Origin of the sequence: Xanthomonas sp. NCPPB 1638 (genome assembly GCF_041475635.2) — a bacterium.
Lineage (GTDB): Bacteria > Pseudomonadota > Gammaproteobacteria > Xanthomonadales > Xanthomonadaceae > Xanthomonas > Xanthomonas cucurbitae.
Genome location: NZ_CM192984.1, coordinates 626,975 through 651,719, shown reverse-complemented (window position 1 = coordinate 651,719; position 24,745 = coordinate 626,975). Strand labels below are relative to the sequence as shown.

General features: G+C 66.2%; 19 protein-coding genes and 1 pseudogene. 4 read left to right on the top strand and 16 right to left on the bottom strand.

The annotated features are described in order from the left end of the window. Positions 1-40: 40 nt before the first annotated feature. Entirely contained in the window at positions 41-187 is a 147-nt protein-coding gene (locus ACCQ13_RS02690) for a hypothetical protein (RefSeq protein WP_158251430.1), read from the bottom strand. Positions 188-264: 77 nt separating this feature from the next. Here ACCQ13_RS02690 and ACCQ13_RS02685 point away from each other — a divergent pair, with 77 nt between their 5' ends. From ACCQ13_RS02685 to ACCQ13_RS02670, 4 genes are all read left to right on the top strand, one after another. Then, positions 265-1,425, top strand: a complete 1,161-nt coding sequence (locus ACCQ13_RS02685) for a phosphotransferase enzyme family protein (protein WP_159406598.1) — start codon at positions 265-267, stop codon at positions 1,423-1,425. A 29-nt stretch (positions 1,426-1,454) separates the two neighbouring features. Further along, positions 1,455-3,623, top strand: a complete 2,169-nt coding sequence (locus ACCQ13_RS02680) for a TonB-dependent receptor (protein ID WP_159406597.1) — start codon at positions 1,455-1,457, stop codon at positions 3,621-3,623. 253 nt (positions 3,624-3,876) lie between these two features. Then, positions 3,877-4,452, top strand: a complete 576-nt coding sequence (pnuC, locus tag ACCQ13_RS02675) for a nicotinamide riboside transporter PnuC (RefSeq protein ID WP_159406596.1) — start codon at positions 3,877-3,879, stop codon at positions 4,450-4,452. Between the two features lie 105 nt (positions 4,453-4,557). After that, positions 4,558-5,286 carry a UTRA domain-containing protein gene (locus ACCQ13_RS02670; RefSeq protein WP_159406595.1) on the top strand — a complete coding sequence of 243 codons (729 nt, stop codon included), beginning with the start codon at positions 4,558-4,560 and terminating at the stop codon, positions 5,284-5,286. Between the two features lie 94 nt (positions 5,287-5,380). On the opposite strand, the gene ACCQ13_RS02665 is transcribed toward ACCQ13_RS02670, so the two are convergent. The 15 genes and pseudogenes from ACCQ13_RS02665 to ACCQ13_RS02595 form a co-directional block, all read right to left on the bottom strand. After that, entirely contained in the window at positions 5,381-6,214 is an 834-nt protein-coding gene (locus ACCQ13_RS02665; protein WP_372372401.1) for a glycosyltransferase family 2 protein, read from the bottom strand. Positions 6,215-6,265: 51 nt separating this feature from the next. Further along, complete coding sequence (locus ACCQ13_RS02660) at positions 6,266-6,922, bottom strand: hypothetical protein (protein WP_159406594.1); 657 nt, start codon at positions 6,920-6,922, stop codon at positions 6,266-6,268. A 145-nt stretch (positions 6,923-7,067) separates the two neighbouring features. After that, positions 7,068-9,392 (bottom strand): type II secretion system secretin GspD, encoded by a 2,325-nt coding sequence (gene gspD / locus ACCQ13_RS02655; protein ID WP_159406593.1) that lies wholly within the window; start codon positions 9,390-9,392, stop codon positions 7,068-7,070. After that, a complete protein-coding gene (xpsN, locus tag ACCQ13_RS02650; protein WP_159406592.1) occupies positions 9,389-10,183 on the bottom strand; it encodes a type II secretion system protein XpsN in 795 nt (264 codons plus the stop codon). The genes gspD and xpsN overlap by 4 nt, the downstream gene beginning before the upstream one ends. Beyond that, the gene (gene gspM / locus ACCQ13_RS02645; RefSeq protein WP_159406591.1) at positions 10,173-10,820 is read right to left on the bottom strand and encodes a type II secretion system protein GspM; all 648 of its coding nucleotides are present in this window, start codon (positions 10,818-10,820) and stop codon (positions 10,173-10,175) included. Before gspM ends, xpsN begins: the two co-directional genes overlap by 11 nt. After that, a complete protein-coding gene (locus ACCQ13_RS02640; RefSeq protein WP_104602298.1) occupies positions 10,804-11,925 on the bottom strand; it encodes a PilN domain-containing protein in 1,122 nt (373 codons plus the stop codon). The genes gspM and ACCQ13_RS02640 overlap by 17 nt, the downstream gene beginning before the upstream one ends. Further along, positions 11,922-12,773 (bottom strand): type II secretion system minor pseudopilin, encoded by an 852-nt coding sequence (locus tag ACCQ13_RS02635; protein ID WP_159406590.1) that lies wholly within the window; start codon positions 12,771-12,773, stop codon positions 11,922-11,924. Before ACCQ13_RS02635 ends, ACCQ13_RS02640 begins: the two co-directional genes overlap by 4 nt. Further along, positions 12,770-13,405 carry a type II secretion system protein J gene (locus tag ACCQ13_RS02630; RefSeq protein ID WP_104602296.1) on the bottom strand — a complete coding sequence of 212 codons (636 nt, stop codon included), beginning with the start codon at positions 13,403-13,405 and terminating at the stop codon, positions 12,770-12,772. The genes ACCQ13_RS02635 and ACCQ13_RS02630 overlap by 4 nt, the downstream gene beginning before the upstream one ends. Next, on the bottom strand, positions 13,402-13,818 hold the full coding sequence (gene xpsI, locus ACCQ13_RS02625; protein ID WP_159406589.1) for a type II secretion system protein XpsI: 417 nt from the start codon (positions 13,816-13,818) through the stop codon (positions 13,402-13,404). Before xpsI ends, ACCQ13_RS02630 begins: the two co-directional genes overlap by 4 nt. Beyond that, positions 13,815-14,324, bottom strand: a complete 510-nt coding sequence (xpsH, locus tag ACCQ13_RS02620) for a type II secretion system protein XpsH (protein ID WP_104602294.1) — start codon at positions 14,322-14,324, stop codon at positions 13,815-13,817. The genes xpsI and xpsH overlap by 4 nt, the downstream gene beginning before the upstream one ends. Positions 14,325-14,334: 10 nt before the next feature. Then, complete coding sequence (gene gspG, locus ACCQ13_RS02615) at positions 14,335-14,766, bottom strand: type II secretion system major pseudopilin GspG (protein WP_104602293.1); 432 nt, start codon at positions 14,764-14,766, stop codon at positions 14,335-14,337. Positions 14,767-14,895: 129 nt separating this feature from the next. Further along, entirely contained in the window at positions 14,896-16,113 is a 1,218-nt protein-coding gene (xpsF, locus tag ACCQ13_RS02610) for a type II secretion system protein XpsF (protein WP_159406588.1), read from the bottom strand. A gap of 175 nt (positions 16,114-16,288) precedes the next feature. After that, positions 16,289-18,016: a type II secretion system ATPase GspE gene (gene gspE, locus ACCQ13_RS02605; protein ID WP_167526817.1), complete on the bottom strand. Its 1,728-nt coding sequence runs from the start codon at positions 18,014-18,016 to the stop codon at positions 16,289-16,291. Positions 18,017-18,146: 130 nt separating this feature from the next. Then, positions 18,147-20,024 (bottom strand): annotated as a pseudogene (locus ACCQ13_RS02600) (S8 family peptidase). A gap of 222 nt (positions 20,025-20,246) precedes the next feature. Continuing rightward, positions 20,247-23,981, bottom strand: coding sequence for a YadA-like family protein (locus ACCQ13_RS02595; RefSeq protein WP_274396845.1), 3,735 nt, complete (start codon positions 23,979-23,981; stop codon positions 20,247-20,249). Positions 23,982-24,745 lie beyond the last annotated feature (764 nt).

The following is a 24,745-nucleotide window of genomic DNA, read 5'->3' as shown; positions in this document are numbered from 1 at the left end:
CGCCCAGCGGCATGCATCGGTGCCGTTCGCGGCGCCCCCCTCACTCGATCTCCGTGATGACAGCCAGCAACCGCGTGGTTTGCCGCTGCCTTTTCACCTTTTGCCTCGCGGCGGCCTGATGCGGCCAGCGCGGCAACGACGGCCCGGCAGCGCCGTCCTTGGTTTCGCCGGCCTGCGCACCGGTCATGCAAACGCGCTCCCATCTAGTTGGTCTATACCACCAGCGGTTCGCGTCACCAGCAGTCGTCTGTCCGGGATTGCCTGATGAGTGCCATCCATCAGGTCCACGGCATGAGCCTGGCGTTGGCGCTGCCGGACTGGCCAGCGCTGACCGTGGACGAAATCCAGCAGGTGCTGCAGCAGTTCGTCGGTATCGGCGGTGGCGAGGTGGTGCGCTGGCATAGCGCGCGTCCGTTCTCCGCAGCCGCCTTGGTCGAAACCGCCAGCGGGCCGGTGATCGTCAAGCGCCACCATCGCCGCGTGCGCAGTGCCGCAGCCTTGCGCGAGGAACACGGCTTCATGGCGCATCTGCGCTGGGCCGGCGCACCGGTGGTGGAGGTCCTGCATGCGGCCGGCGGCCAGACTGCGCTGGCGCAGGACCCATGGGTCTATGAGGTGCAACGCGTCGGTGCCGGCCAGGACCTGTATCGCGACGCCTTGTCGTGGACGCCGTTCGCCAACTGCGTCCATGCGCAGGCGGCAGGCGAGGCGCTGGCACAGGTGCACCGCGCCGCGCAGGGCTTCGATGCGCCGCCGCGCTCCACCAGCGTGCTGGTCGCCAACCTGCAGCTGTTCGCACAGGCAGAACCACTGCTGGCGCTGCAGCGCACGCTGCCGACGCGGCCGCTCCTGGCGGCGGCCCTGCAGCGCTTTGCATGGCAACGCGACCTGACCACCCATCTGTTGCCCTGGCATGCCAAGGCCTGGCCGCTGCTGTCTGCGCCGGGTGCGATGCCGCCGCTGTGGACGCATGGCGACTGGCATGCGTCCAACCTGCTCTGGACCACAGATGCCGACGGCCACGTCAGGGTCAGCGCGATCTTCGACTTCGGCCTGAGCGATTGCAACAGCGCGCTGTTCGATCTGGCCACCGCCATCGAACGCAACCTGGTGCCCTGGCTGCAGCTGGATGCCGGCGCACGCGCGCGGCCCCAGCTCGCCCAACTCGATGCCTTGCTGGATGGCTACGCCCTGCACCGGCCGTTAACGGGCGCGCAGCTGCGTTGCCTGGCGGCGCTGTTGCCGATCGTGCATGCGGATTTTGCGCTGAGCGAGATCGAATACTTCGCCGGCATCACCCGCTCCGCCGACAACGTGGACATCGCCTACCACCGCTACCTGCTGGGCCATGCGGACTGGTTCGCCAGTGCCGATGGCCAGGACCTGCTCGCGCATCTGCACGCGCGCGCGCGCCGCTCGCCATGAACGCTTCCTCCTCCTCTCGAGTCTTTTGCATGCCTGCATTGCGCCCTACCCTGTTCTCCCGCTGCCCGCTTACACTCGCCTTGACGCTCTGCCTGGCAGCGCCCGCGCTGGCACAGCAACGCCCCGATGCCGACGCGGTGGAACTGGACGCGGTGAATGTACGCGGCGAACGTGGAGACACCGCCACCGCACTGGGCGGCTTTGACGCCACCGCCCTGCTCGATGCACCCGCCTCGATCGCCGTGATCGAGCGCGGGCAACTGCTCGACCGCCAGGCGCGCGTGCTCAGCGAGGTGCTGCGTGCCGATGCCTCGGCCGGCGATGCGTATGCGCCGATCGGCTACTACGAAAACTTCGTAGTGCGCGGCTATTCGCTCAATGCCGCCAACAGCTACCGCATCAACGGGCTGAGCGCGGTGGGCGAGCAATCGATCGCGCTGGAGAACAAGCAGCAGGTGCAACTGCTCAAGGGCTTGTCCGGGCTGCAATCGGGCGTCAACGAACCGGCCGGGCTGATCGACTACCGCACCAAGCGGCCAGAGCAGGTGCGCAGCCTGACCCTGGGCACCGACGAGCAGGGCTCGCGCTATATCGCCGCCGACCTGGGCGATTGGTTCGGTGCCGAACGCACGCTGGGCCTGCGCGTGAATGCTGCGCGCGAAGACATCGACAGCTACGTCGATCATGCCGATGGCTATCGCAACTTTCTGTCGCTGGCCGGCGACTGGAAGATCACCCCGCAATCGCTGCTGCAGCTGGACGTGGAATACCAGCATCGTCAGCAGCGCTCGGTGCCCGGCTATCAGTTGCTGGGCGGTACGCAGGTGCCACGCGAGATCGACGTGCGCCGCCTGCTCGGCTACCAGCCGTGGGCGCGCCCGGTGGAAATGGCGTCGATCAACGCGCAACTGCGCTATGCCTACCAGTTCAACGACGACTGGCGCGCCACCGCCGAGGCATCGCGCAGCCGTTCGGCGATCAACGATTTCTCCGCGTTCGCCTGGGGCTGCTATGGCGCCACCAGTTGCGCCGACATCGCCACGCCCAATTTCTTCAGCGCGCAGGGCGAGTACGACATCTACGACTATCGCAGCCCCGACGACACCCGCGTGCACGATCAGCTACGCGCCACGCTGGAAGGCCGCCTGGTCACCGGTCCGCTGGAGCATCACCTGAGCATCGGCGGCGACTGGCTGCGCCGCACCATCGACCGCTTCGGGTCGGTCAACGCGTTCGTCGGCAGCGGCCGTATCGACCGCGACCCGGAGGTCTTTGCGCAGACCGATGTGGCACTGGACCCCAAACAACGCCGCCTGGATAGTCGCCAGCGCGCGCTGGTGCTGGCCGACCGCATCGGCCTGGGAGCCCTGTGGGAACTGTCACTGGGCGCACGCGCCGTGCGCCTGGACGAGCGCACCTTCGACCGCGACGGCCTGCTGGAGCGACGCACGCGCAAGGACGCGGTGTTGCCGCAGGCGGCGCTGTTGTTCAAGCCGCAACAGAACCTGTCGCTGTATACCAGCTACGCCAAGAGCCTGGCCGCCGGCGGCACCGCGCCATGGTTTGCCGACAACGCCGATGAAATCCTGCCACCCACCAACGCCTATCAGCTGGAAACCGGGGCCAAGCTCGCGCTGGAGGGCCTGCGCCTGGGCGCGGCGCTGTTCGATATCCGCCAGGCCTATCAATTCACCCAGCCGCAGGCCGACGGCGGCCTGCGGTTCGTGCAGCAGGGCCGCCTGCACAACCGTGGGCTGGAACTGTCGGCCGACGGGGCGGCGACCGAACAGCTGCGCCTGTTCGCCAGCGTTGCGGCCATCCGCGCGCGCGCCGAAGACACCGGCATCCCCGACATCGAAGGCCACCAGGCCATCAACGTGCCCAAGCTGCGTGCCAGCCTGCAGGCCGACTACCGCGTGCCTGGCGTCGATGGCCTGGCCGTGCTGGCAGGCCTGCAGTACAGCGGGCGCAAATTCGCCGACCGGCTCGGCAACGCCAGCGTGCCGGCCTATACCGTGGCCAATCTGGGCGCGCGCTATGCCACCACCGTCGGTGGCCTGGCGACCACCTGGCGGGTGAACGTGGACAACCTGTTGGACAAGCGCTACTGGCGCGATTCGGGCGAATACCAGGGCGATGCGTACCTGTTCCCGGGCGCGCCGCGCACCGCGCGCCTGACGGTGCAGATGGATTTTTGAGGCCTGCGGCCCCCATCCGCCCTTCGGGCACCTTCCCCCGCAAGCGGGAGAAGGGAGTCGAAGCGAGTCACTTGTGATTGGGCGTGTTTCAGGCACCGGCTGAAGGCAGCAGCAGCTTATTCCGCGGCGAAGGCGCTGGCGTGTTTCCATCGCACGCAGACTCGGGGCATCGCGCAGCATCCACTGACAACTGCAACACGGCTTTGCTTGTGCTGCACCTCTCCCCCGCTCTCCACTTTCCATCAGGCAGTGCATGTCGTTGCTCGAATCCATCGCTGTCGTGATCAACCTGCTGGGCGTGTGGCTGACCGCGCGACGCATCCGCTGGTGCTGGCCGGTAGGCATCGTGGCGGTGGCCTTGTACGCCTGGCTGTTCTACCAGTGGAAGCTGTATTCGGACATGCTGCTACAGGGCGTGTACGTGCTGACCCAGCTGTATGGCTGGTGGCAGTGGCGACAAAGCAGTGGCATGCAGGCACGCATCCGCCCGCTGCCGATGCCGCCGCCGGAGCTGTGGCGCTCACTGTGCATCGGCGCCGCGTTCGCCGCCGCGCTGGGCGCGTACATGCACCATCGCACCGACGCCGTGCTGCCATGGCTGGATGCGGCGCTGGCCAGCTTCAGCCTGGTCGCCAGCGTCTGGGCCGCGCGCAAGCGCATCGCCAACTGGGTTTTGTGGATCGTCCTGGACTGTGTCTACGTCGGCGTGTTCGTCTACAAGGGGCTGTATCCCACCGCCCTGCTCTACGCCGGCTTCGTGGTGCTGGCCGTGTACGGCTGGCGCAGCTGGAACGCCCAACGCGCGCGGGGCCCGATGCCCGCAGCGTGAGTCAGGGCCGGTTTGCGGCCGCGGTCTTTCTTTACCATCGTGGCCTTGCCGGTTTCTGGTCATCACCTTGCACATGCTGTGTGTCACCTCGCGGCGGATCGCCGCATGAACGTTTCACGCCAAGCCACCATCACCGATGCCATCGGCGCGCAGATTGCAGCCGGCGCCTGGGGCCCGGACCATCGCCTGCCGGTGGAACGCGCGCTGGCCGAGCGCTTCGGTTGCACCCGGATCACGCTACGCGAAGCACTGCAGCAGCTCGAAGCCGAAGGCCGCATCTACCGCGAGAATCGCCGTGGCTGGTTTGTCAGTGCACCGCGCGTGCGCTACGACCCCACCAGCATCGCCGGGTTCATGCAGTACGTGGCTGCGCAGGGGCGCAGACCGCGCACCGAGTTGTTGAGCGCCAGCCTGCAACCGGCCGGTGCGCAGTTTGCCGCCGCGCTGCGCCTGCACGGCCCGCAGGAGCAGGTCTTCGTGCTGCAGCGTCGGCGCTGGATCGATCGGCGTGCGGTGCTGCTGGAAACCAATGTCGTGCGCGCCGCGTGGGCGCCGGGCCTGCTGGAACACGACCTGGCCGGCTCGTTATCGAACGTGTTCACCCAGAAGCTGGGCCTGTTCCTGAGCCGCAGTCAGTTGTCCATGCATCCGGCCGGGCTGGATGCAGCGCAGGCGGTGCTGCTGCAGTCCACCCCCGGCACCCCGTGCTTCCGCCTGCAGCGGGTGAGCTTTGCCGAGGACGGCAGCGCGGTGGAGCTGGATATCGAATCCTGGCGCCACGATGCGTTGGACGTGGTGGTGCACACGCAGGCACCGGCGCGTTCGGCGCTGTAGCGCCGGGAATCGGGAATCGGGAATCGGGAATCGGGAATCGGGAATCGGGAATCGGTGACGAGCGTGCTGCGCTGCCATCTTCGTTGCAAGGCAGCTACGGGCCGAACAAGGTCCGCTGCGGGTCCGGCGGCGGCAGCTCGGCCAGCAGCTGGCTCAGCTGCTCGCGCTGGGCACGTAGTGGGTCGTGCATGAGGAAGCCGGCCAGGCGCGCGTGCCAGGCCGGCCAGCGGGTGGCCAGCGCGTCCATGTCGCCATCGGCCGGGCGGCCTTCATGCGGCGAGGCGACGAAGGCGGTGTCGCACAGCACGTTGCGCCAGCCCAGCCCGCCCATGCGCAGGCTCAGGTCCACCAGCGCGGCATACCAGGAGCCGTAACTGCTGGCATCCAGGCCGCCGGCCTTGCGCCGTGCAGTGCCGCGCAACAACACCGCATGGCCGACCGCCGATGGCAGCTCCGGATGCAGCGGCGGCATCGCCGCACAGGCGGCGGCAAGCCGTTCCGGTGCCTCCGGCAGGGGATTGAGTTCGCCCAGGCGCGGCCAGCTACAGGCTTCGCCCACATTGCTCCACGGGGTGGCCGTGGCGATGGCGGCATCGCGCGCGAAGCATGCGCTCAACTGGCCCAGCCAGCCCGCTAGCGGGCAGGCATCCACGCCCAGCACCACCACATCGGCATCGCCGCAGGCGCTGAGCATTTCATCCAGATGCGCCACCTCGCCCAGCATGCGCTGGCGACGGGTGTGGTGCGCCTGCAACGGCGTGCGTGCCAACCAGTGTTCGATCACCGCGCGTCCGCGCGGACCGGCCTGCGCATCGTCGGCCAGCCACACCCGCGTGCCGGCCGGCGTGGCGGCATCCAGCGCGCCCAGGCAGGCATCCAACGCCTCGTCGTCGGTGCCGACCGGCACCAGCACGACGGGAAGAATTATGTCCGTAATCAGGCTTGCGAAACCTCAGACGCAGGCTCCGACCCTAGCCGGTCATCTAACATAAACATTATCCAGATAAACCTCAGAGGGAACAGCTGTGAGCTCACCAATGCTATTGACAAAACTTGAAGTGTAGCCAGAGAAAGTGAGCTCAACCTGCTTTCCGGCATACTTTGAAAAATCAATATCGCTCACCTGAACAAACCTAGGGCACGTCCGCGACGCTGAACAAGTCTGATCCTCCTTGTTTGCACCATTATAACTAGCCAAAGATTCAACCTGCCCCGTAGCCAAATCACGTACGGTCACGTAAAGAGAACCATCCCTGAATGTTCTCGGCGTGTATGCATGCTGAAAAATATCGCCTATCTTGTAAGCAAAGCTTAATTTCGCAGCAACTGGAACCACAAACGTTTGAGACACTCGGCCGCACAAGTTAAAACCCCCAACATCACCCCTATTCCCCAGAGAAACGATCGCTACGTAGCCGTCGGCGGGCGACTCTGTCGCCCCGCCCAGGCGAGCCCCACCTTGCGTGTAACTTGCATTTGCGCAGCTGGAAAATGCACCTGCCTGGACTGATGCAAAACTCCACGCCCAAGGACTACCAAGCCTGTCGAAACTTCCGTTGACAACTTGGCACAGCGCATTGAACGAGAAGAGCATGGTTATGGAAGCCACAACTAATGAATAACTTTTTTTATACATGGCACTACCCTCGCTGGAAGTGATGAGACCACAAAAAGTCTAATACCAATCAAAAAGCATTACACCGCCACTTAATTTTCATCAAAATAATTATAAAAACAATGATGGCAGTCGCAAATTCATCAATTAATCATGATGGAATTACTCACTTACCGCTTGACTTATTCATAGGCGTCATTGATTCGAATCGACGACCATATTCATCCGTGAGGTTTCGTGCTTCCATGGGATTCCGGACAATACTAGGAGTCAGCAGAACTATCACTTCACTGCGCCTCTTATTTTGGGTCTTCTGCCCAAACAAAGAACCTAAAACTGGCAGCTTACTCAAGAACGGAACCCCTGCTGAGCCATCGCTAGTACTATCCTGAATTAGTCCAGCTAGCATAATGGTATCACCACTCTGAATTGCCGCCTCTGTCTTAATACGACGAGTGTTAATATCCACATTGCATGCGGCCTGATTAACTGTCGCCGTTGCGGATGCGCACGCAGTTGGCCTATCGCCTGGACTACTGACTTCCTGCACGATATCCAGAAACACCATGCCGTCTTTGGTGACACGCGGACGTACTTTAAGGATCACGCCGGTGTCGATGTACTGCACCGAGGAGAAGCTGCTGTCGCTACCCAGGCCGGTATTGATCGAGGTGGAATTGATCGGAATGCGTGAGCCCACGTTGAGCGTCGCTTCTGCGTTGTTGCGCACGAACACCGACGGGGTCTGCAGCAAACGTACATTGGTCACAGTATCCAGCGCGCTGATGATTGCAGCAGCGTTTTTACCAAGGAAACTCCAAGCAAGCCCACCGCTGCCAACTTTGCCGGCAATATCACCCCAGATGTTACGTCCAGCCGCATTTGCGAGGCCAGCACCAAGGCCGATGCCGGTTCCATTCGTTACGCCATTATCGGTCGCGGCGCCAGGTGCGTTGACCGCATTTTCGAAGTACCAGTTCACGCCGTAACGTAGCTCGCCGGTCAGATTGACCTCCGCAATTTGCGCTTCGATATGCACCTGCATCGGCATGACGTCGAGTTTTTCGATGACGTCGCGGATCGAGGCCCAGGATTGCGGAGTGGAGCGCACCAGCAAGGTGTTGGTTTCGGCCACTGCCGATACGCCCACCTTGTCGCCCTGCACTTCCAGCGTTACCGCGCCATTGCCGTTGCTGCGCGGGGACAACTGCAGGCTGCCGTTGCCCAGGCCGCCGCCACTGTTACCGCCCATGCCACCGCCGCCGGACTCACCGCCCACCGTGCCGCTACTGCCACTGCTTTCGCCGATGCTGCCGCCGGTCATGCCGGAACTGCCACCCATGCTGCTATCGCGATTGCCCAGCTGGCCGCCGAGGACGCTGCTCTCGGCCCCCGGCGCCAGCGAGGCATTGGAATCGCCACCACTGCTGCGGCCACCGAACACTTCCGACAATCGATCCGCCAGGTCCTTGGCCTTGATGTACTTCAACTCGTAGGAGAACAGCCGCACGCCGCCGCCGGCGCTGTCGATGCGGTCCAGCCACTGCTGGATCTGGTCCAGATAGCGCGGCTGCGGGGTGATGACCAGCACCGCGTTGGCGTTTTCCAGCGGCATGAAACGGAACATGCCGGCGCTGGGTGTCTTGCTCTGTTCGCCGAACACCTTTTCCAGATCCGCGCTGACTTTCTCCGCCTTGCCGGACTGGATCGGGAACACGCCCACCGACATGCCCGACAACCAGTCCACGTCGAAGATCTGCACGGTGCGCAGGTAGTTTTCCAGCTCGGCGCGGGTGCCGCCCAGGGTGATGACGTTACGCGCCGGGTCGGTGCCGACGATGGCATTCGGCCGTGCGTAGGGCTCGAGCACCTTTTTCATTTCGCTGGCGGAAATGAACTTCAACGGCACCACGCGCACTTCGAAACCGCGTGCGGCCGAGGGCGATGCAGTGCTGGGCGCGACCGTGCCGGCCAATGCCTGGTCGGCCGGCACGATGTTGTAGCGGCCACCGCTGAACACCATGCGGGCGTTGTTCCAGCCCAGCACCATCTCCAGCAGGTTCAGCGCCTGCGCGGGCGAGACCGGGTTGGGCGTGGCCAGGGTCACGGTGCCTTGAACGCCGGGCGCGATCACGTAGTTCTGCCCGAGCATGTCGCCCAGGATCGCCTTGACCACCGCCTGCACCGATTCGCCTTCGAAGTTGAAGGTGGCGCTGCCGCTGCTGGCCATGCCCAACGTGGGCGACGGCGCCGACGCGGCGCTCTGGTTGATCATGGTGCCGCTGCCGCGCCGGATCACCGGGCTGGGCTTGGCGTCGGCATTGGCGTCGGCCCGCTGCTCGGCAGCGGTCTGGGTGGCGCCGGCGGCGCCGACTTGCGGATCCAGGCGCGCAGTGCGGCGCACGTCCGGGGGCGGAGTGGTGGCGCAACCGGCCAGCAGGCCAATCAGCAGGGACACGGGAAACAGGCGCGGCGTCATGCGTTCACTCATTGGGTCTGACCGGGGGGTGAGCCGCTCTGGCGCTGCTGTTGCAGCTGGCGGCGTCGGGCTTCGATGCGTTCGCGGATGGCACGCATCTGATCGTCGGAGGGGCGTGGGGCTTCCTGCGCACCATCGCTGCGCTGCGGCGGCACCGTGGGCGGTGCCTGCCCGCCGGGTTGCTGCTGCGGCGGCGTGGTCGGTTGCGGCGGCTGCTGCGGCGGTTGCACGGCCGCGCCGGTATCGGGCACCGGCAATGGCGGGGTGCTGCCGGCAGCGCCGCGCGCGGCGGCATTGGCGGTGGGTGGCTGCCCGCCCTGGCCGTTGAATACATGCAATTCCAGGGTCTGGGTGCCGCCGGGGCCTTCGATGGTGGCGCTGCGCGGCTGCAGCGCCAGCAGGCGCCAGCCCTTGACCGCGTCGCCGCCCAGCTGCACGCGCACCGAATCGCGCGGGTCCAGGGTCAGCGTGGCCATCTTGAAGGTCTCGGTCAGCAACACGCCGGTCAGGCGCACCGTGGAGGCAGCGCCGCTGCCGTCGTTGCCGGACAGGAAGAACGGATGCGGCAGGCGGTCTTCGGCGAAGGCCGGGTGCGCGGCGATCTCCGAATATTTTTCGAAGGCGCCCAGGCGCTCCGGTGCCGGCGCCGGCAAGGTGGGCAGGCGTTGTACCAGGGCCGGGTCGTCCGGCAGCAGTTCCACCCGCTTGCCCAGCCCGGCCACGGCCAGGGTGCACACCAGCAACGCCCAGCCGGCCACGGCGGCCAGCAGCCAGGTGCGCAGGCCGATCAGGTCAGGGCGCATTGCTGGCCTCCCCGGCGGCCGCGGGTGCTGCATCGGTGTTCAACGGCGCGGCGCTGGCGCCCGGTCGCAGATAGCCGGCCAGTTCGAAGGCGATATCCAGGCCGTTGCCGCTTTCGTTGGGCGAGAGTTGGTAGCGCTGCGCCATCACGTTGAGGTTGTCCACGAACAGGCGCGGGGTGCCGTTTTCCAGGCTGTACAGCACCGAGGCCAGCTCCGGGGTGCCGCAGCGCAGGCGCACCTGCACTGCCACGCGGGTGAAGCGGGCCTTGCTTTCCGGCTGCAAGGGCGAGCGGTTGCTGATGGCGCAGCTACGGTTGCCGGGGCTGGCCTCCACCACCGCGCGCTCCAGCCGTTGCACCAGCCCGGCCGAGGCCAGCTCGGCGGAGGTTTCCGGCAGGAAGCCGGGGCGGCTTTCCAGGGTCTGGCGCGCCTGCTGCAGCCGTTTGCTGACTTCCGGTGCCTGCTGCAGCTGCACGCGCACGCGCAGCTCGCGCTCGCGCAGCGATTGCAGGTCGTCCTGTGCGGCGATCATCGGCTGGGTGAACCAGGGGTGCACCAACACCAGATACCCCACGCCCAGCACCAGCAGCAGCAGGCCCAAGGCGATCCAGCGGTCGCGCTTAACGCTGCGTGGCATCGGCGGCCTCCTTCGCACCCGGGCCCGCCAGCTCGGCGGTGATGGTGAAGCGATCGACATTGCGGCCGGCATCGCTTTGCAGCACGCCGGTCAGCGAGGGCGTGCGCCACAGCGACGAGCCTTCCAGGCGCCGCACCAGCGAGGAGGCTTCGTTGCTCAAGCCGATCAATTGCAATTGCCCACCTTCGACCGAGAATTTTTCCAGATAGGTGCCGCCCGGCAGACGCCGGCTCAGCTCGTCCCAGATCTCCACCGAGGTCGGGCGCGTGGCACGTTGTTGCTGGAAGAAGTTGGCGCCTTCGACCAGGTCCATCAGTTGCTGGCGTTCGGCGGCCACCTGGCGCGCGCGCGCGGCATTGGCCTGCACCTTGGCGCGCAGGTCGTCGGCGGCCTGGCGGCGATTGTCCAGCAGCAGCCAACCGGCCACCGCCAGCAGCAGCACGGCGGTGGCGGCAAGCAACAGGTTCCAGCGCTGCATCGGGTCGCTGCGGCGCAGGCGACGTGCCGGCGGCAGCAGGTTCACGCCCAGCGGCGCGCCCTGCGCATCGGCCACGTCGATGCCGGACAGCGCCGTTGCCCAGGCATCGGGCACACCGGCCGGGCCATCGATCATGCGCCGCGGCACCACCACCAGTTCGACATCGAGCTGGCCGTCTTCGCGCACCTCGAGCACGCGTGCATCGAAATACACCTGGTCGGCGGTGAACGGGGTTTGCCGGTCGATCTCGAAGCGCGCCACATCCTGCAGCCGCGCCGCGGCGGCGGCCGGCAGGCGCAAGGGCCGCCGCAACGTGTGCGTGGCCGGCAACAGCCAGTGGCGCGGCAAGCCGTCCAATGCGCTCGGCAGCACCGCATTGACTTCCTGCGGCTGCAGCGGCCACGGCAGGCTGGCGATCGCCTCGCGGCTGTGATCGCGCTGGCGCACCACCTGCAAGGTCTCCCCGTCCAGCTGCAACAGCAGGCGCGCCTGCGACAGGCCCAGCTGCCATTGCCAGCGCTGCGGCAACCATGCCAGCAGCGATTGCTGCCACCAACGCCAGAAGCCTCCGGCGCCCGGCATGGCGCGTACGCCGATACGGCCCAAGGTGTCCCGCCATGCGGTCATTGCACTGCTGCTCCCTCTTCCCAACGCAACACGGTGTAGGCCGATCCCGGCAAGGCAGACGCGCTGGTGGACACCACCGCGCGCAATACGGCCTCGCGTCCCTGACTCAGTCGCGCCCGGCTCTCGATACTATAAGTGTCCGAGCCACCGACCGTCGCGTCACTGCCCGGCAAACCCGGCGGCGCGTCACGCTGGGCCAGCAGCTGCCGTGCGTCCAGGCCCATCGCGATCAACACCGGACCAGGTGCAAAGCGCGCTTCCGGCCGCGAACGGCCGCTGTGCAAGGTGATGTTGGGCAACAGCTTGCGATACAGCTCGCTGTCCATGCCCAACACCAGCCGCAGTTCGCCCAGGGTTTCGAACGGGCTGTCCTTGGCGCCGTATGGGAGGCCGGCATCGGCGTAATCGCGGTCTTCCGCGCCGCCACCGGGCTGGCTCAACGAGTCGCCATCGCGCCAATCGACGATGGCGCCGGCAATGCGCGTGTCGCGGCCCTGTTCACCGCCGACTGCACGCACCAACCCGGCCAGCAGCGCCGGCTCGGCCATGTTCAGATCCACCTTGCCACTTTCATCGGTGATGCGGATCTCCACCGTGGCATCGTCCATCTGCCAGCGATAGCGCCGGCCATCGGCGCGCCAGCGTGTCTGGAGATCGGCGCTGCGCAAGCGAAACAAGGCGTATTCCAGGCCGGCACGTGCGTATTCCTGCGCCTGCGTGCCATTGCGCAGCATGCTGCCCTGCAGCGCCTCCACGCGCGCGCTCAACGCGAATGCGCCGATCATCGCGGTGAGCAAGGCGATCAACCACAACACCAGCACCAGCGCGGCCCCGCGCGCCCGGCTCATTGTCCTGCCCCCGGGTTGCTGGATTGCGGCAGGGCCACCACCACCGGCGGCCAGGGCGCATCTTCGCTGCGGATGTCGATGCGCACCAGCAGCGGCAGGCGGTCGTGCCATTCCCACTGCGGCAACCATGCGCTCAGGCGGCCGTTCTGCGGGTCCATGCCGCGATAGCGAAAGCTGACCTGCTGCACGCCGTCGGCCAGCGTCTCCGGCGGCAAGGCGGTGCCTTCCTCGATCGACTTGCCCGATTGCAGCATGGTCAGCGCAATCTGCAGGCGGCGTTGCTCGCCCTCGCCAGCCACCGACAGGTCGTGCAGATACGGGCCGCCACGGCCCAGGTAATCCGGCACGTCGGCAGCAAAGCGCATGCGCTGCGGCTCGCCGACGAACAGCATCGGTTGCTGGCTCTGCGGATCGATGCCCATGGCCAACGGCAAAGCGGCCGCCAGCCGCTGGCGCAGGAACTGTTCCACTGCACGCATGCGCTCGCTACGTTGGGCGATGGCCTCGCCGCGCTGGCTCACCGCACTGGCAGAGCGCAAGGTGGCAAACGCCAGCGCCAGCCCGCCGACCAGCAGCATGGTGGCCAGCAGCACCTCGATCAGGGTGAAGCCGGCGCTGCGCGAACGGGTCATCGCGCCCCCTCCTGCGCGGTGGCCGTCACCAGCCGCAAACTGCGCCATTGCAGCATCTGGTTGGCCGCCTCGCCCCACCGCACCACCAGGGTGAGTTGCAGCAACGTGGGCCCGCCAGGGGCCACCGGTGCCTGCGGGTTGCGCCGCGGTTCGTCGTACGGGCGCACCTCCATGGACCAACGGAAATGCCCGTTTTCGAAACTGCCCTGCTGCTGCCCGGGCAGCAACGGCTTCTCCACGCCCTGCACGGCCAGCAGCGATTGCGCGTGCAGCGCCGCGCGCGTGCCTTCGTCGGCTGCACGCACCTGGCGTGCGGCACCGGACAACGATCCCAGCAGCAGGGTCAGCGCCAGGGCGAGCAGCGCGAAGGCGACGATCACCTCGATCAGGGAGTAGCCGCGTTGCCGCTTCATGGCACCGGCGTCCGCAATGGGCCCGAACGTACCTCGCCGGTGATCCAGCCCACGTCCACGCGCCAGCGCGCGTCCTTGACCTGCAGATCGATACGGCCGCCCGTAGAGGCGCCATCGGGGAAGAACTGGATGGCGCCTTGATCTTCCCGCGACTGCACTTGGCGCGCGCCGGTGAAGCGCACCTGCAGCGAGGACGGCAGATCGCCGTGATGGCCGCCGGGCGCTTCCCAGCGGCGCTGCAACGGGTCGATCAGGAACCGCTGCGGGGTGCCGGTGGCGATGGCCTGGGTGCGGGTGTAGCGCAACTGCGAGGCAATCGCCTTGCCGGCGGTGCGCAGGCGCATGCCGTCGATGCCGCCGTTCAAGGCAGCGGCCGCCAGCACGCCGGCCATGGCGATCAGCGCGATCACCAGCAGCATTTCCAGCAGCGAAGTACCACGCACGCCTCCGCCGCCAGGGCCGAACACGGCGGACGGGCAACGCAACGGCGGAGGCGCAACGCGCATGACCTGAAACTTATTGGTACTTGATGTCCGCGTCGTAACTGCTGCCACCGGGGCGGCCGTCCTTGCCCAGGCTCATCAGGTCGAATGGCTGGCCATCGCCGGGGACGCGGTATTCGATGGTGTGGCCCCACGGGTCGTTCAGTTCGGCCGGTTTGGCGTACGGCCCCAGCCAGCCGCTGCTGCCGCCGGGCTGGGTGACCAGGTCGTCGAGCTTGCCGGGCAGCTTGCCGGTGTCGAGCTGGAAATTCTCGATCTTGCCGGCCAGGGTCTGGATCTGCGATTTGGCCAGGTTGGCCTTGCCGCGATCGGCGCCGCCCAGCACGCGGCTACCGACCAGGGTGAGCACCGCGCCGATCAGCACGATGACGATGATGATTTCCAGCAGGCTCATGCCGGCCTGGCCTGCGCGCGACGGACTGCGAGTGATGGAACGCTTACTCATGAACGATTTCCTTGCATGTCGATGAAGGATGCCGACACCCACTGAAGACCGGGCGGGCAGTGCAATGGTTCCCGCCGGTTGCCCGGCAGTGGCCGAAAACAGGTGTCGAAACTGCCGGGCCAGCCGCGCCTAGCCGATCGCATTGGTGAGGTCATACAGCGGCACCAGCACCGAAATGATGACAAGCCCCACCACCGAGGCCAGCACCAGGGTAATCAAGGGCACCAGCGCCGCCAATGCACGGTCGATGGCCTGTGCGGTTTCCAGCTCGAAGGTGTCGGCCGTCTTCAGCAGCATGGTGTCCAGGGCACCGGATTCTTCGCCCACCTGGATCATCTGCAACGCCAGCCGCGGGAACCGCTTGCCGCGCGCCAGCGACATCGACAGGCCATGGCCGTTCTTGACGTCGTCGGCAGCGGCGGACACGTCCTCGACCAGCGCGGTATTGGACATCACGTTGCGCGCGATGCCGATCGCCGCCAGCAGCGGCACGCCGTTGCGCAACAAGGTGCCCAGCGTGCGCGTGAGCCTTGCGGTTTCCAGCCGCGCGATCAGGCTGCCGATCACCTTCTGCCGCAACAGCCAGTGATCCAATGCCGCACGGAATGCCGCGTTGCGTCGCTTGCGATCCAGCCACGCTCCCAGCACGCCCGGCACCACCACCAGCACGATCCACCAGTCGCGCACCAGCAGGCCCACGCTCAGCACCGCCTGGGTAAACCACGGCAGGGCGACATCCAGGCTTTGGTACATCTGCGCAAACTGCGGCACCACGTAGCCGAGCAGGAACAACAGCGCACAGCCCACCACCGCCAGCAGGATCGCCGGGTAGATCAGCGCATTGATGACCTTGCCCTTGAGCGCGCGGCTACGCTCCAGGTAGTCGGCCAGCCGTTGCAAGGTGTCCTGCATGCTGCCACCGGCCTCGCCGGCGCGCACCATGTTGATGTACAGCTTGGAAAACAACCCATGCTGGCGCTCCAGTGCCGAGGACAGCGGCGCGCCACCGCGCACGGTGTCGCGTATGTCGCCAATCACGCGCCGGCTTTTGTCGTCTTCGGGCAGATCCATCAGGATCGACAGGGCGCGATCCAGCGGCTGCCCGGCACCGATCAGGGTGGACAGCTGCTGGGTGAACTGCACCAGTGCCGCGTTGTCGAAGGGCTTCTTGCGCAGCAGCATGCGCAACGACGGCGAATCGCTTTCGCCGGTGGCCAGGCGCGTTTCCACCGGCAGATGGCCTTGCTCCTGCAGACGCAGCGCCACCTCGGCATCGCTGGCCGCTTCCATCTGGCCGTCGAGCATTTCGCCGTGGGCGTCGAGCGCTTTGTAGCGGTAGAGGGGCATCAGGCTGGACGGCCGGGATTCGGGATTCGGGAATCGGGAATCGGGAAAAGCAGGATCCTGCGCTGCGTTGGCGCCACCGGGCGCAGCTTTGCGCGTGCGCGACGCGTTGCCGGGACATTGCCCTGCTTATCTTCCGATCCCGAGCATCCCATGCTCACTATTGCCCCATTGACGCTCACGCATCCTCCGTGACGCGCAATACTTCCTCGATGGTGGTTTCGCCGCGCAAGGCCTTGGACAGGCCGTCTTCGTACATGGTGCGCATGCCGGCCTGGCGCGCCAGTTGTTCGATCTCGCCCATGCCGGCGCGGCGCATCACCGCGCGCCGCAGCTCGTCGTTCATCACCAGGAATTCGACGATGGTGGTGCGTCCCAGGTACCCGGTCGGCGCCGCCGCCGAGGGACGCGGACGATACAGGAAGATCTCGCCATCGGGCTGCAGGCGACGCAGGTTGAAGCGTTCGATCTCCTCCGGCGATGCGGCATAGCGTTCGGCGTTGGCCAGATCGAGCTTGCGCACCAGGCGCTGCGCCAGGATGCCGTTGATGGTGGAGGTGAGCAGGTAATCCTCCACTCCCATGTCCAGCAGGCGGGTGATGCCGCCGGCGGCGTTGTTGGTGTGCAACGTGGACAGCACCAGGTGGCCGGTAAGCGCGGACTGGATCGCGATCCGCGCGGTTTCCAGGTCGCGCATTTCGCCGATCATGATGATGTCCGGGTCCTGCCGCACGATGCTGCGCAAGGCGTTGGCGAAATCCAGCCCGATCTGCGGCTTGGCCTGGATCTGGTTGATGCCTTCGATCTGGTATTCCACCGGGTCTTCGACGGTGATGATCTTGACGTCGGCGGTGTTGAGCTGGCTCAGCGCGGTGTACAGCGTAGTGGTCTTGCCCGAGCCGGTGGGGCCGGTGACCAGCATGATGCCGTGCGGTTGCTCCAGCACCTTGCGGAACTGCGGCAGGAATTCTTCGGTGAAGCCGAGCTTGTAGAAGTCGAACACCACCGTTTCACGGTCCAGCAGGCGCATCACCACGCTTTCGCCATGCGCGGTGGGCACGGTGCTCACGCGCAGGTCCAGTTCCTTGCCCTGCACGCGCAGCATGATGCGTCCATCCTGCGGCAGGCGGCGCTCGGCGATGTTGAGCTTGGCCATGATCTTGATGCGACTGATGACCGCCGCAGTGAGCTTGGCGGGCGGGCTTTCGCCTTCCACCAGCACGCCGTCCACGCGGTAGCGCACCTTGAGCCGGCTTTCGAACGGTTCGATATGGATGTCGGAGGCGCGCAGTTCCACCGCGTGCTGGATCACCAGGTTCACCAGCCGGATCACCGGTGCTTCGGAGGCCAGGTCGCGCAAGGCTTCGATATCGTCGCTGCTGTTGGCATCGCCGTCGGCGGTTTCGACGATGGTGCCCATCGCACTGCGGCCCTGGCCATACCAGCGCTCGATCAGATCGTCGATTTCCGAGCGCAGGCCAACCTGCAGCGACAACGCGCAGCCGGTGGCAAGACGGACCGCATCGATGGCGTAATCGTCGTACGGGTCGGCGATCCACAGCTCCAGCCGGCCATCGCGCTCACCCACCGGACACAGATGGAATTGCTTGAGGAAGCGCAGCGACAGTCCCTGCACGTCGGGCAGCATTTCCGGTGGGGTATCTCCCAGTTGGCGCGCGTCCACCAACGGCAGGCCAAGCACGTCGGCGCAGGTTTCGGCATGATCGCGCTCGGACACCAGGCCCAGGCGGCCGAGCAGGGCCAGCAAGCCCATGCCCGATTCGGCCTGCAGCTGCCGCGCGCGCAGCAAATCGGTGTCCTTCAGACGACGGCGTTCAAGCAATGCGTCGACGATGCGCGCCTGGGCATTTCGATGCTCGATTGGATCGACGGCAACCGCGTTCACACTCGTCTCCACTGGTCCGGCGCCGACTGTAGCAGTTTGCCGCGGCGATCAACCGTACGCCTCTGAATCACCCTGAAAAACGATGCCCCCGGTGATTGGCCGGGGGCATCGGTCACACTATTGCCTGCACTTACTGTCGTGCGACGAGCGTCAGCTTCGCGTAGTCTGCCGCGCCGACCAACTTGATGTAGTAAGTCCCGGCCTTGGGCGCCGTGAAACGCACGGTTTCGCTGTTGCCCGGACGCGTGGACTTGGCATCGAAGCGGGTGGCGCTGGGTTCGGCTTCGTGACTGACATAGACCGACACATCGCCGGTACCGCCGTAGGTCATGAAGCTCAGCACTGCACCGGCCTTGGCGTCAAAGCTGTACAGCGTGGTGCTGGCCTCGGCGCCGCTCAGGCCGGCCAGCGGCACTTTATTGGTCAGCGCGATGGCGGTCGGTGCGCAGTTCTCGGTCGCCGGATCGCAGGGTGCTTCCAGCACCGCTTCCAGTGCGGCCTTGGCGTCGACGATGCCGCTGCCGATGGGGTGCTGGCCGGCGGAGTCACCGGGAAACGGCGGCTGGTCTGCTTGAGCAGGGTTTCCACTTGCCGCCGGGGTCAACGCGCCCTCGCCCAGACCGATGGCCGCACTCTGCACCAGGGCCACGACGCCGGCCACGTGGGGGGAGGCCATCGAGGTACCCGCCATTCCCATGTAACTGTACGAACCGGAGGTCGGCGTGGTGCTGCCGGTGTAGCCGGCCTGCCAGACATAGCCGCCCGGGTTGCCGTCCACGCTGCCGCCGCCACCCGGGCCGGCCAGGTCCACCTTGCTGCCGTAGTTGGAGTAGTAGGCGATGCCGCCAGTGATGCGCGTGGCACCGACGGTGATGGTGTTGCTGCAGCTGGCCGGCGAATGGTTGGCCGCATCGTCGCCATCGTTGCCGGCCGCCACCACCACGGTGGTACCACGCGACACCGCGCCATTGATCGCCAGCTGGGTGGCCGAATCGCAGGCACCGCCGCCGCCCAGGCTCATGTTGATGACCTCGGCCGGATTGGCATTGGCGGGGACGCCTTCGACCGTACCGCCGGAGGCCCACACGATCGCATCGGCGATGTCGGAGGTGTAACCGCCGCAGCGGCCGAGCACGCGCACCGGCAGCACGGTCGCCCCGGGCGCCACGCCGGCCATGCCGACGCCGTTGTTGGTCGCTTCGGCCACGGTGCCCGCCACATGGGTGCCGTGCCAGGAGCTTTCCGTCGCCACCGAACCGGCGTAGCAGACGTTGTCGGCTTCTTCCCAGTCGCCGTAGTCCAGTGCGCCCGGCACGCGCGCATCGGTCGGGCGACGCGAGACTTCGGCATCGCTGATGAAGTCATACCCCTGCAGCAGATTGCCGGCAAAATCCGGATGACCCGGCAGGATGCCGGTGTCCAGCACTGCCACCACCACGCCGGCGCCCCGCGACAGATCCCATGCCGCCGGTGCGTTGATGCCACCGGTGGGATTGCTCAGGTGCCACTGGTATTGCGCGTACAGCGGGTCGTTGGGAACCAGCTGCGGACTCACATTGGTGGCGGCGCTCTGCTTGATGTCCACCGGACGCAGCATGCGGTCGATCTGCACATCGGCGACCGAGGGGTCCTGCTTCAGCTCGGCCACCACCTTGTCCACCTACGCGGCGGTCAGGGTGCTGGACAGCTTGACGAGGTCCGAGCCGATGCCCAGCTTGCGCACATAGGTCGCCTTGGCGGCGGCACTGCTGCGTGCGCCGCTGCTGGCGCCAACCCGGCCCACCGCAGCCTGCACCGCACCCAGCTTGCTGCTGCGATCGGTCGCAGCAGCGGTATTTTCCTTGTAGCGGACGATCAGGCGGCTACTGAAGGCAGCGCCGGTCGGGGCGGCCTGACTCGGTTCCTTGACCAGCACGGTGGGTGCGGCGGCCAGGGTGCCGGAGGCACCCAACGCCAGCATCAACATGGCGCCGGTCAGCGGGGTAAGGCGGAACGTCTTGTCGGTCACGGTGAAGTCCTCTTCGTGTTTTTTCGTCAATCAGGTTTGGAGCAGCGTCGAAGGCGCAGCACGGCCGCCGCGCGGCCCGCTGGGTCTTGTCGATCGCTCCTGATACGGCCGTCCCTGCATGCGGATCCGTTGGCTGGCCTAGCCACGGTCCCTGCCCGCCCCCTCAGGCCCTGCCCTGCCGCGACGGCGCGCTGCCGCGCCGTCGCGTTGATGCAACCGCACTTACCAACCGAAACCGGCACCCACGCCGATGGAACGGTCGTCGCCGCTGAGCGCGCCGCCCACCGTCAGGGTGGCGCGCGGGCTGATCGCCCGCTGGTAGCCCACCGACAGCGCCGATTCGCCGTTCTGGAAACCCACGCCGGCACCGACACGGTTCTGCGAGGCGATACCCGCCACGCTGGCGGACATGTTCAACATCGCCGAGCCCATCGCACCCTGGCGGTCCAGACGCCGGTTCTGCCGACGCAGACGGTCTTCCAGATCACCCCGGTAGCTCTGGAAGCTGTCGGCCATCGCGTTGTAGCGGCTGTCGGTGTAGCTGTTGGCCGCCGCCACGCCACTGTCCAGCTGGCCCTTGTTGACCGCATCGGTGGCGCGCGTGCCGGCGGCCACGTTGACCACCTGCCGCTCGCCGCCCACGCTGCCCACCGACACCGTGTTGGCGCGGTCGGCGACCGAACCCTGGCCCAGCGCCACTGCGCCTTGCGCGGTGACCCGTGCACCCTGGCCAATGGCCGTTCCCGACGCCGCGGTGACCTGGGCGCCTTCGCCCATCGCCACCGCATTGGTCGCCGCGGCGGCGATCTGCGTGTTGGCGCCCACTGCGGTGCTGCCGTCGGCATCGACACGCGCATTGCTGCCGATCGCGGTGTCGTCGGCGCCGTGTGCATACGCGCTGCCGCCGATGGCCGTGCCGGTAACGTGGTTGGCCACTGCAGCAGTCCCCACCGTTGTGGACGTCGCCGCTGGGGTGATGCCGCCGACCGCCGCTGCGGTCGGCGTACCATGCAAGCTGGAGGTTGCACCGCTCACGTTGCTTGCTGCAACGGCACTGGCGGCCGGCGTCGAGACAAGCGCCGTCTCGCTGGCGACGGAGGTCGGCGCTGCCGCAACCGTCGCATCGGCAGCGCTGCCAACACCTGTGCCGCCTCCTGTTGCGCTCATCCGCGTGTCTGCAGTGCGCGCCGCAGATACCCGCGAGACCGTTGCCCTCCCCGCACGCGCATCCAGTTCGCTGACCTTGCTGTCCAGTGCCGTCAATGCCGCGCCGACGTTGCTGTAACTGCTGCCTTGAATCACATAGGTCGGTGCCACGAACACACCCTGCGCACCGATCGCTGCACCACCGCCGAGGAAGCTGGCCGTGTTGCTCAACGACTGGAACAGCTGGCCGCCATTGATCGCATCGGTACTGCTGCCTGCAATCGCGCCGGTGCCCACGTTGACGATGCGCCGCGTCGCCGGACCGCCACGACCATTGCCATTCCCCACCGACACTACATTGGCTTCGCCGCTGCGCGCGCCGGAACCCAGTGCCACCGAGTCCGCACCGCTGGCGCCGGAGTTGGCACCCAGTGCGAGCGCATTGCGCGCGCCCTCCCGGGTGAAGGCGTTATAGCCCATCGCCATACTGTTGTTGCCGAGCGCCCGCGCCTGCACACCCAATGCCACCGCCGCACTACCCACTTCACCAACGAACACACCAACGCTGGCATTGCGTCCGATCGCGATCGCGTCGGGCGCATCAGCCTTGGCATTGGTTCCCAAAGCGATGGTATCGCCGTAGATGATCGAGGTATCGGCGCCACTGCCGATGGCGATGCTTCGGTTGGAAATGGCACGTGCGTCATAACCAATGGCAATCGCCTCTGCCGCCTGTGCCGACGACGATGCACCCAGCGACACAGCGCGTGGTCCGAACGCGCCGGCGCTATGCCCGATGGCCACCGCATCGACGTTATTGTCGTTGCTGAACACATTGGCGTTGTAGCCTAACGCAATGGCGTAGTCGGCACCGCTTCGCGCGCCTGCGCCGATCGCCACGCCACCAAGACCGGAGCTGCTCGAATTGAAGAGCGTGTTGCTGATCAGCGAGAAACCACCGATGGTGACGCTGCGGTCCCCCACGGCAGCTGCACCACTACCCACCGCAATGCTGCTCTCGCCATTGCCAAGCGCCGCGAATCCCACGGCGGTGGCCAGCCTGCCGGTGGTCACCGCATTGGATCCCAACGCCGAAGAGCCCGCGCCATGCGCCGCCGAAAAGCTGCCCAGTGCGCTGTTGGTGTCTTCCAGCGCCTGCGCGGCGAAGCCGACCGCCGTGGACTGCGCGCCGCGCGCCGACGCACCGGTGCCGACAGCGGTGGCGAATGTCTGCATGGCCTGCGCGCCGCCACCCAACGCCACCGCGCCACGCCCCTGCGCGCTCGTGGCCTGTTCCTGTTCGCCCACGATGAAGCCGTTCTCGTCCAACAACGGGACGCTGGCAACGCCGCCCAGTGCCACTGCCGACACATCGGAAGCGCTGGCGTTGCGCCCCACTGCCACGGTGTCGCGGCCGATTGCCGCACTGCCGGAGCCCAACGCATTGGCGCCGTTGCCCAGTGCATTGCTGGCGCTACCGAGGGCGATGGCATTGCTGCCTTCGGCAAACGCGCCTGTCTCATCGGTATCGGACTTGGCCAGTGCCAGATGGTGGTCCAGACGCGTGGCGAGGGCGCCAACACGATCGAGCTGCGCCAGATTCACCGCATCGGTGGCCTCGGTCCCGGCCGCAACGCTGGTGATCTGCCGGGTCAGCCCGGCCTGCACGTTGCCCACCGACACCGCGTTGCTGCGATCGGCGTACGACGACGCCCCCAGTGCGACGGCGTTGGACGGGGAGCGACCCCATGCATCGTCGACCTGATTGCTCACCCGCGCGCCATAACCGATCGCCAGCGCATCGACGCCATTGGTTTGCGCATCCGCGCCGATGGCGATGTTGTTGCCGTTGACCCACGAGGTCGCGGCACGCGCGCCCAGCGCAATGCTGTTCTCGGCGAAGGTGATGCTCTCCTGGCCGATCGACACGCTGCCATCGCCCGCCGCCAATGCAATGCCCCCCAGGGCCACGGTGCGCGGCGCAAAGCTTGCCGCGGAATGGCCGATTGCAATCGCATCGGTGTTGCCCGGCAGATTGGGGAAAACGGTGGAGTTGTAGCCAATGGCAATGGCGTAATCGGACTGGCTCTGCGCACCGGCACCCAGCGCGATACCGCCAAGTCCTGTCGCTGCACTGATCGATCCCTGGGTGCTTCTGCTGGTACCGCCGATCGCCACGCTCTCGGCACCGCTGGCGAGCGAACCGTCGCCCATTGCCACTGTGCTGATGCCGGTGCCGCGTGCACCGAAGCCCACCGCCGTAGCGAAATCGCTACTTGCATTGGCGGTGTAGCCCAGCGCGGCGCCACCGAAGCCGGACACCTGCGACAAGCCACCCACCGCCGTGGCGGCGTCCTGAGCGGTGCGCGCGTGGTAGCCCAGTGCCGTGCTCTGGATGCCGCTGGCAATGGTGCCAGTCCCCACCGCAGTGGTCAGCGGATCGACGGCCTTCGCGCCGCCACCGATGGCGGTGGAGGAAGTCCCGGTGGCCTCGGTGGCTTGCTCGCTGCTGCCGATGACGAAACCAAACGCGTCGTAGTCGAACACCGTCGCCACCCCCCCCACCGCAACGGCGGAAGTGCCGACGGCGACCGCATTGCGCCCCACGGCGGTCGCATCGCGTTTCAGCGCCAGGCTGCCGGCTCCCAACGCACTGGCACCATCGGCCAGCGCGTTACTCGCGGCACCCAACGCGATGGCGTCGCGCCCATCCACAAAGGGAGGCACTTCGTCTTCCTCCACCGCTGCTGCCGTCATCTTGGCGGCGGTTGTCTGCACGGCTGTACTGGCGAGCGCATTGACGCCGGTCATGGTCGCTGCCACGGGCGCAACGCAGGTCTGCCGACCATCGATGACCGTGCAGCGTTCGGCGGCAGTGTGTTCCTCAGCCGATCCAGTTGCCGGAATAACCCCGCCGGCAAGGATGATGCAGATGGCTAGCGCAAGGCCGTTGCCTGCTTTGGCTTCAGCCCATCCCTGGAAATTTGAAAGGATTGGATAGCACTTCACCGTAGCCGCGGAAAGATCTCCCCCGGCATGCCTGATGTTTTTCATTAACGAATTACTCCCCATTATGGTCTGGCGTATGAAAACCGACCACCATGCACCGCTGCGGCGCATGGTCCCCCTGAGGTTTTATAGAGCACAGCAACTCCCGTTCGCGCGTATTTACAGGCGAAAAGAAGCGATCTTGAGCAGTCAGCAGGATTACGACGTTTGCAGATATGCAGCGCGTGATGAATCTATTAAAAATCCGAATGACTAAATGCGAACCGTGTCACGCTGATGAAAAAAGAGGCATCCACACCAAATAAATCTCATTTTTGCAGTTACCTGGAGCAACCTTTATTGACGATTCGATACATAGTTTCGAATGCGGACCAAGGCAACCACGTGACTCAACAAAACAGCATTCCCTAGCAGCCGGCAACAACGCTGCTACGGAATGCGCAAGGCGATTCCCGCGCACCGTGCCCTGCAATTGATCTCGCGGGCATGAGGCGATCGTCAGCAGTGCAAGCGACCGCCCTGCCGCCTGTCATGCATCCCAAGCAACACCCGTCGTTGACCAGTGC

Excerpts from the sequence above, each read along its gene's own strand:
- ACCQ13_RS02680 (WP_159406597.1), top strand. The coding sequence starts at position 1,455 with ATGCCTGCATTGCGCCCTACCCTGTTCTCCCGCTGCCCGCTTACACTC.
- ACCQ13_RS02660 (WP_159406594.1), bottom strand. The coding sequence starts at position 6,922 with ATGTATAAAAAAAGTTATTCATTAGTTGTGGCTTCCATAACCATGCTC.
- ACCQ13_RS02640 (WP_104602298.1), bottom strand. The coding sequence starts at position 11,925 with ATGACCGCATGGCGGGACACCTTGGGCCGTATCGGCGTACGCGCCATG.
- ACCQ13_RS02630 (WP_104602296.1), bottom strand. The coding sequence starts at position 13,405 with ATGACCCGTTCGCGCAGCGCCGGCTTCACCCTGATCGAGGTGCTGCTG.
- gspM (WP_159406591.1), bottom strand. The coding sequence starts at position 10,820 with ATGCCACGCAGCGTTAAGCGCGACCGCTGGATCGCCTTGGGCCTGCTG.
- gspD (WP_159406593.1), bottom strand. The coding sequence starts at position 9,392 with ATGAGTGAACGCATGACGCCGCGCCTGTTTCCCGTGTCCCTGCTGATT.
- ACCQ13_RS02690 (WP_158251430.1), bottom strand. The coding sequence starts at position 187 with ATGACCGGTGCGCAGGCCGGCGAAACCAAGGACGGCGCTGCCGGGCCG.
- xpsI (WP_159406589.1), bottom strand. The coding sequence starts at position 13,818 with ATGAAGCGGCAACGCGGCTACTCCCTGATCGAGGTGATCGTCGCCTTC.
- xpsF (WP_159406588.1), bottom strand. The coding sequence starts at position 16,113 with ATGCCCCTCTACCGCTACAAAGCGCTCGACGCCCACGGCGAAATGCTC.
- ACCQ13_RS02685 (WP_159406598.1), top strand. The coding sequence starts at position 265 with ATGAGTGCCATCCATCAGGTCCACGGCATGAGCCTGGCGTTGGCGCTG.
- pnuC (WP_159406596.1), top strand. The coding sequence starts at position 3,877 with ATGTCGTTGCTCGAATCCATCGCTGTCGTGATCAACCTGCTGGGCGTG.
- ACCQ13_RS02670 (WP_159406595.1), top strand. The coding sequence starts at position 4,558 with ATGAACGTTTCACGCCAAGCCACCATCACCGATGCCATCGGCGCGCAG.
- xpsH (WP_104602294.1), bottom strand. The coding sequence starts at position 14,324 with ATGCGCGTTGCGCCTCCGCCGTTGCGTTGCCCGTCCGCCGTGTTCGGC.
- ACCQ13_RS02635 (WP_159406590.1), bottom strand. The coding sequence starts at position 12,773 with ATGAGCCGGGCGCGCGGGGCCGCGCTGGTGCTGGTGTTGTGGTTGATC.
- ACCQ13_RS02595 (WP_274396845.1), bottom strand. The coding sequence starts at position 23,981 with ATGACCGGCGTCAATGCGCTCGCCAGTACAGCCGTGCAGACAACCGCC.
- gspG (WP_104602293.1), bottom strand. The coding sequence starts at position 14,766 with ATGAGTAAGCGTTCCATCACTCGCAGTCCGTCGCGCGCAGGCCAGGCC.
- xpsN (WP_159406592.1), bottom strand. The coding sequence starts at position 10,183 with ATGCGCCCTGACCTGATCGGCCTGCGCACCTGGCTGCTGGCCGCCGTG.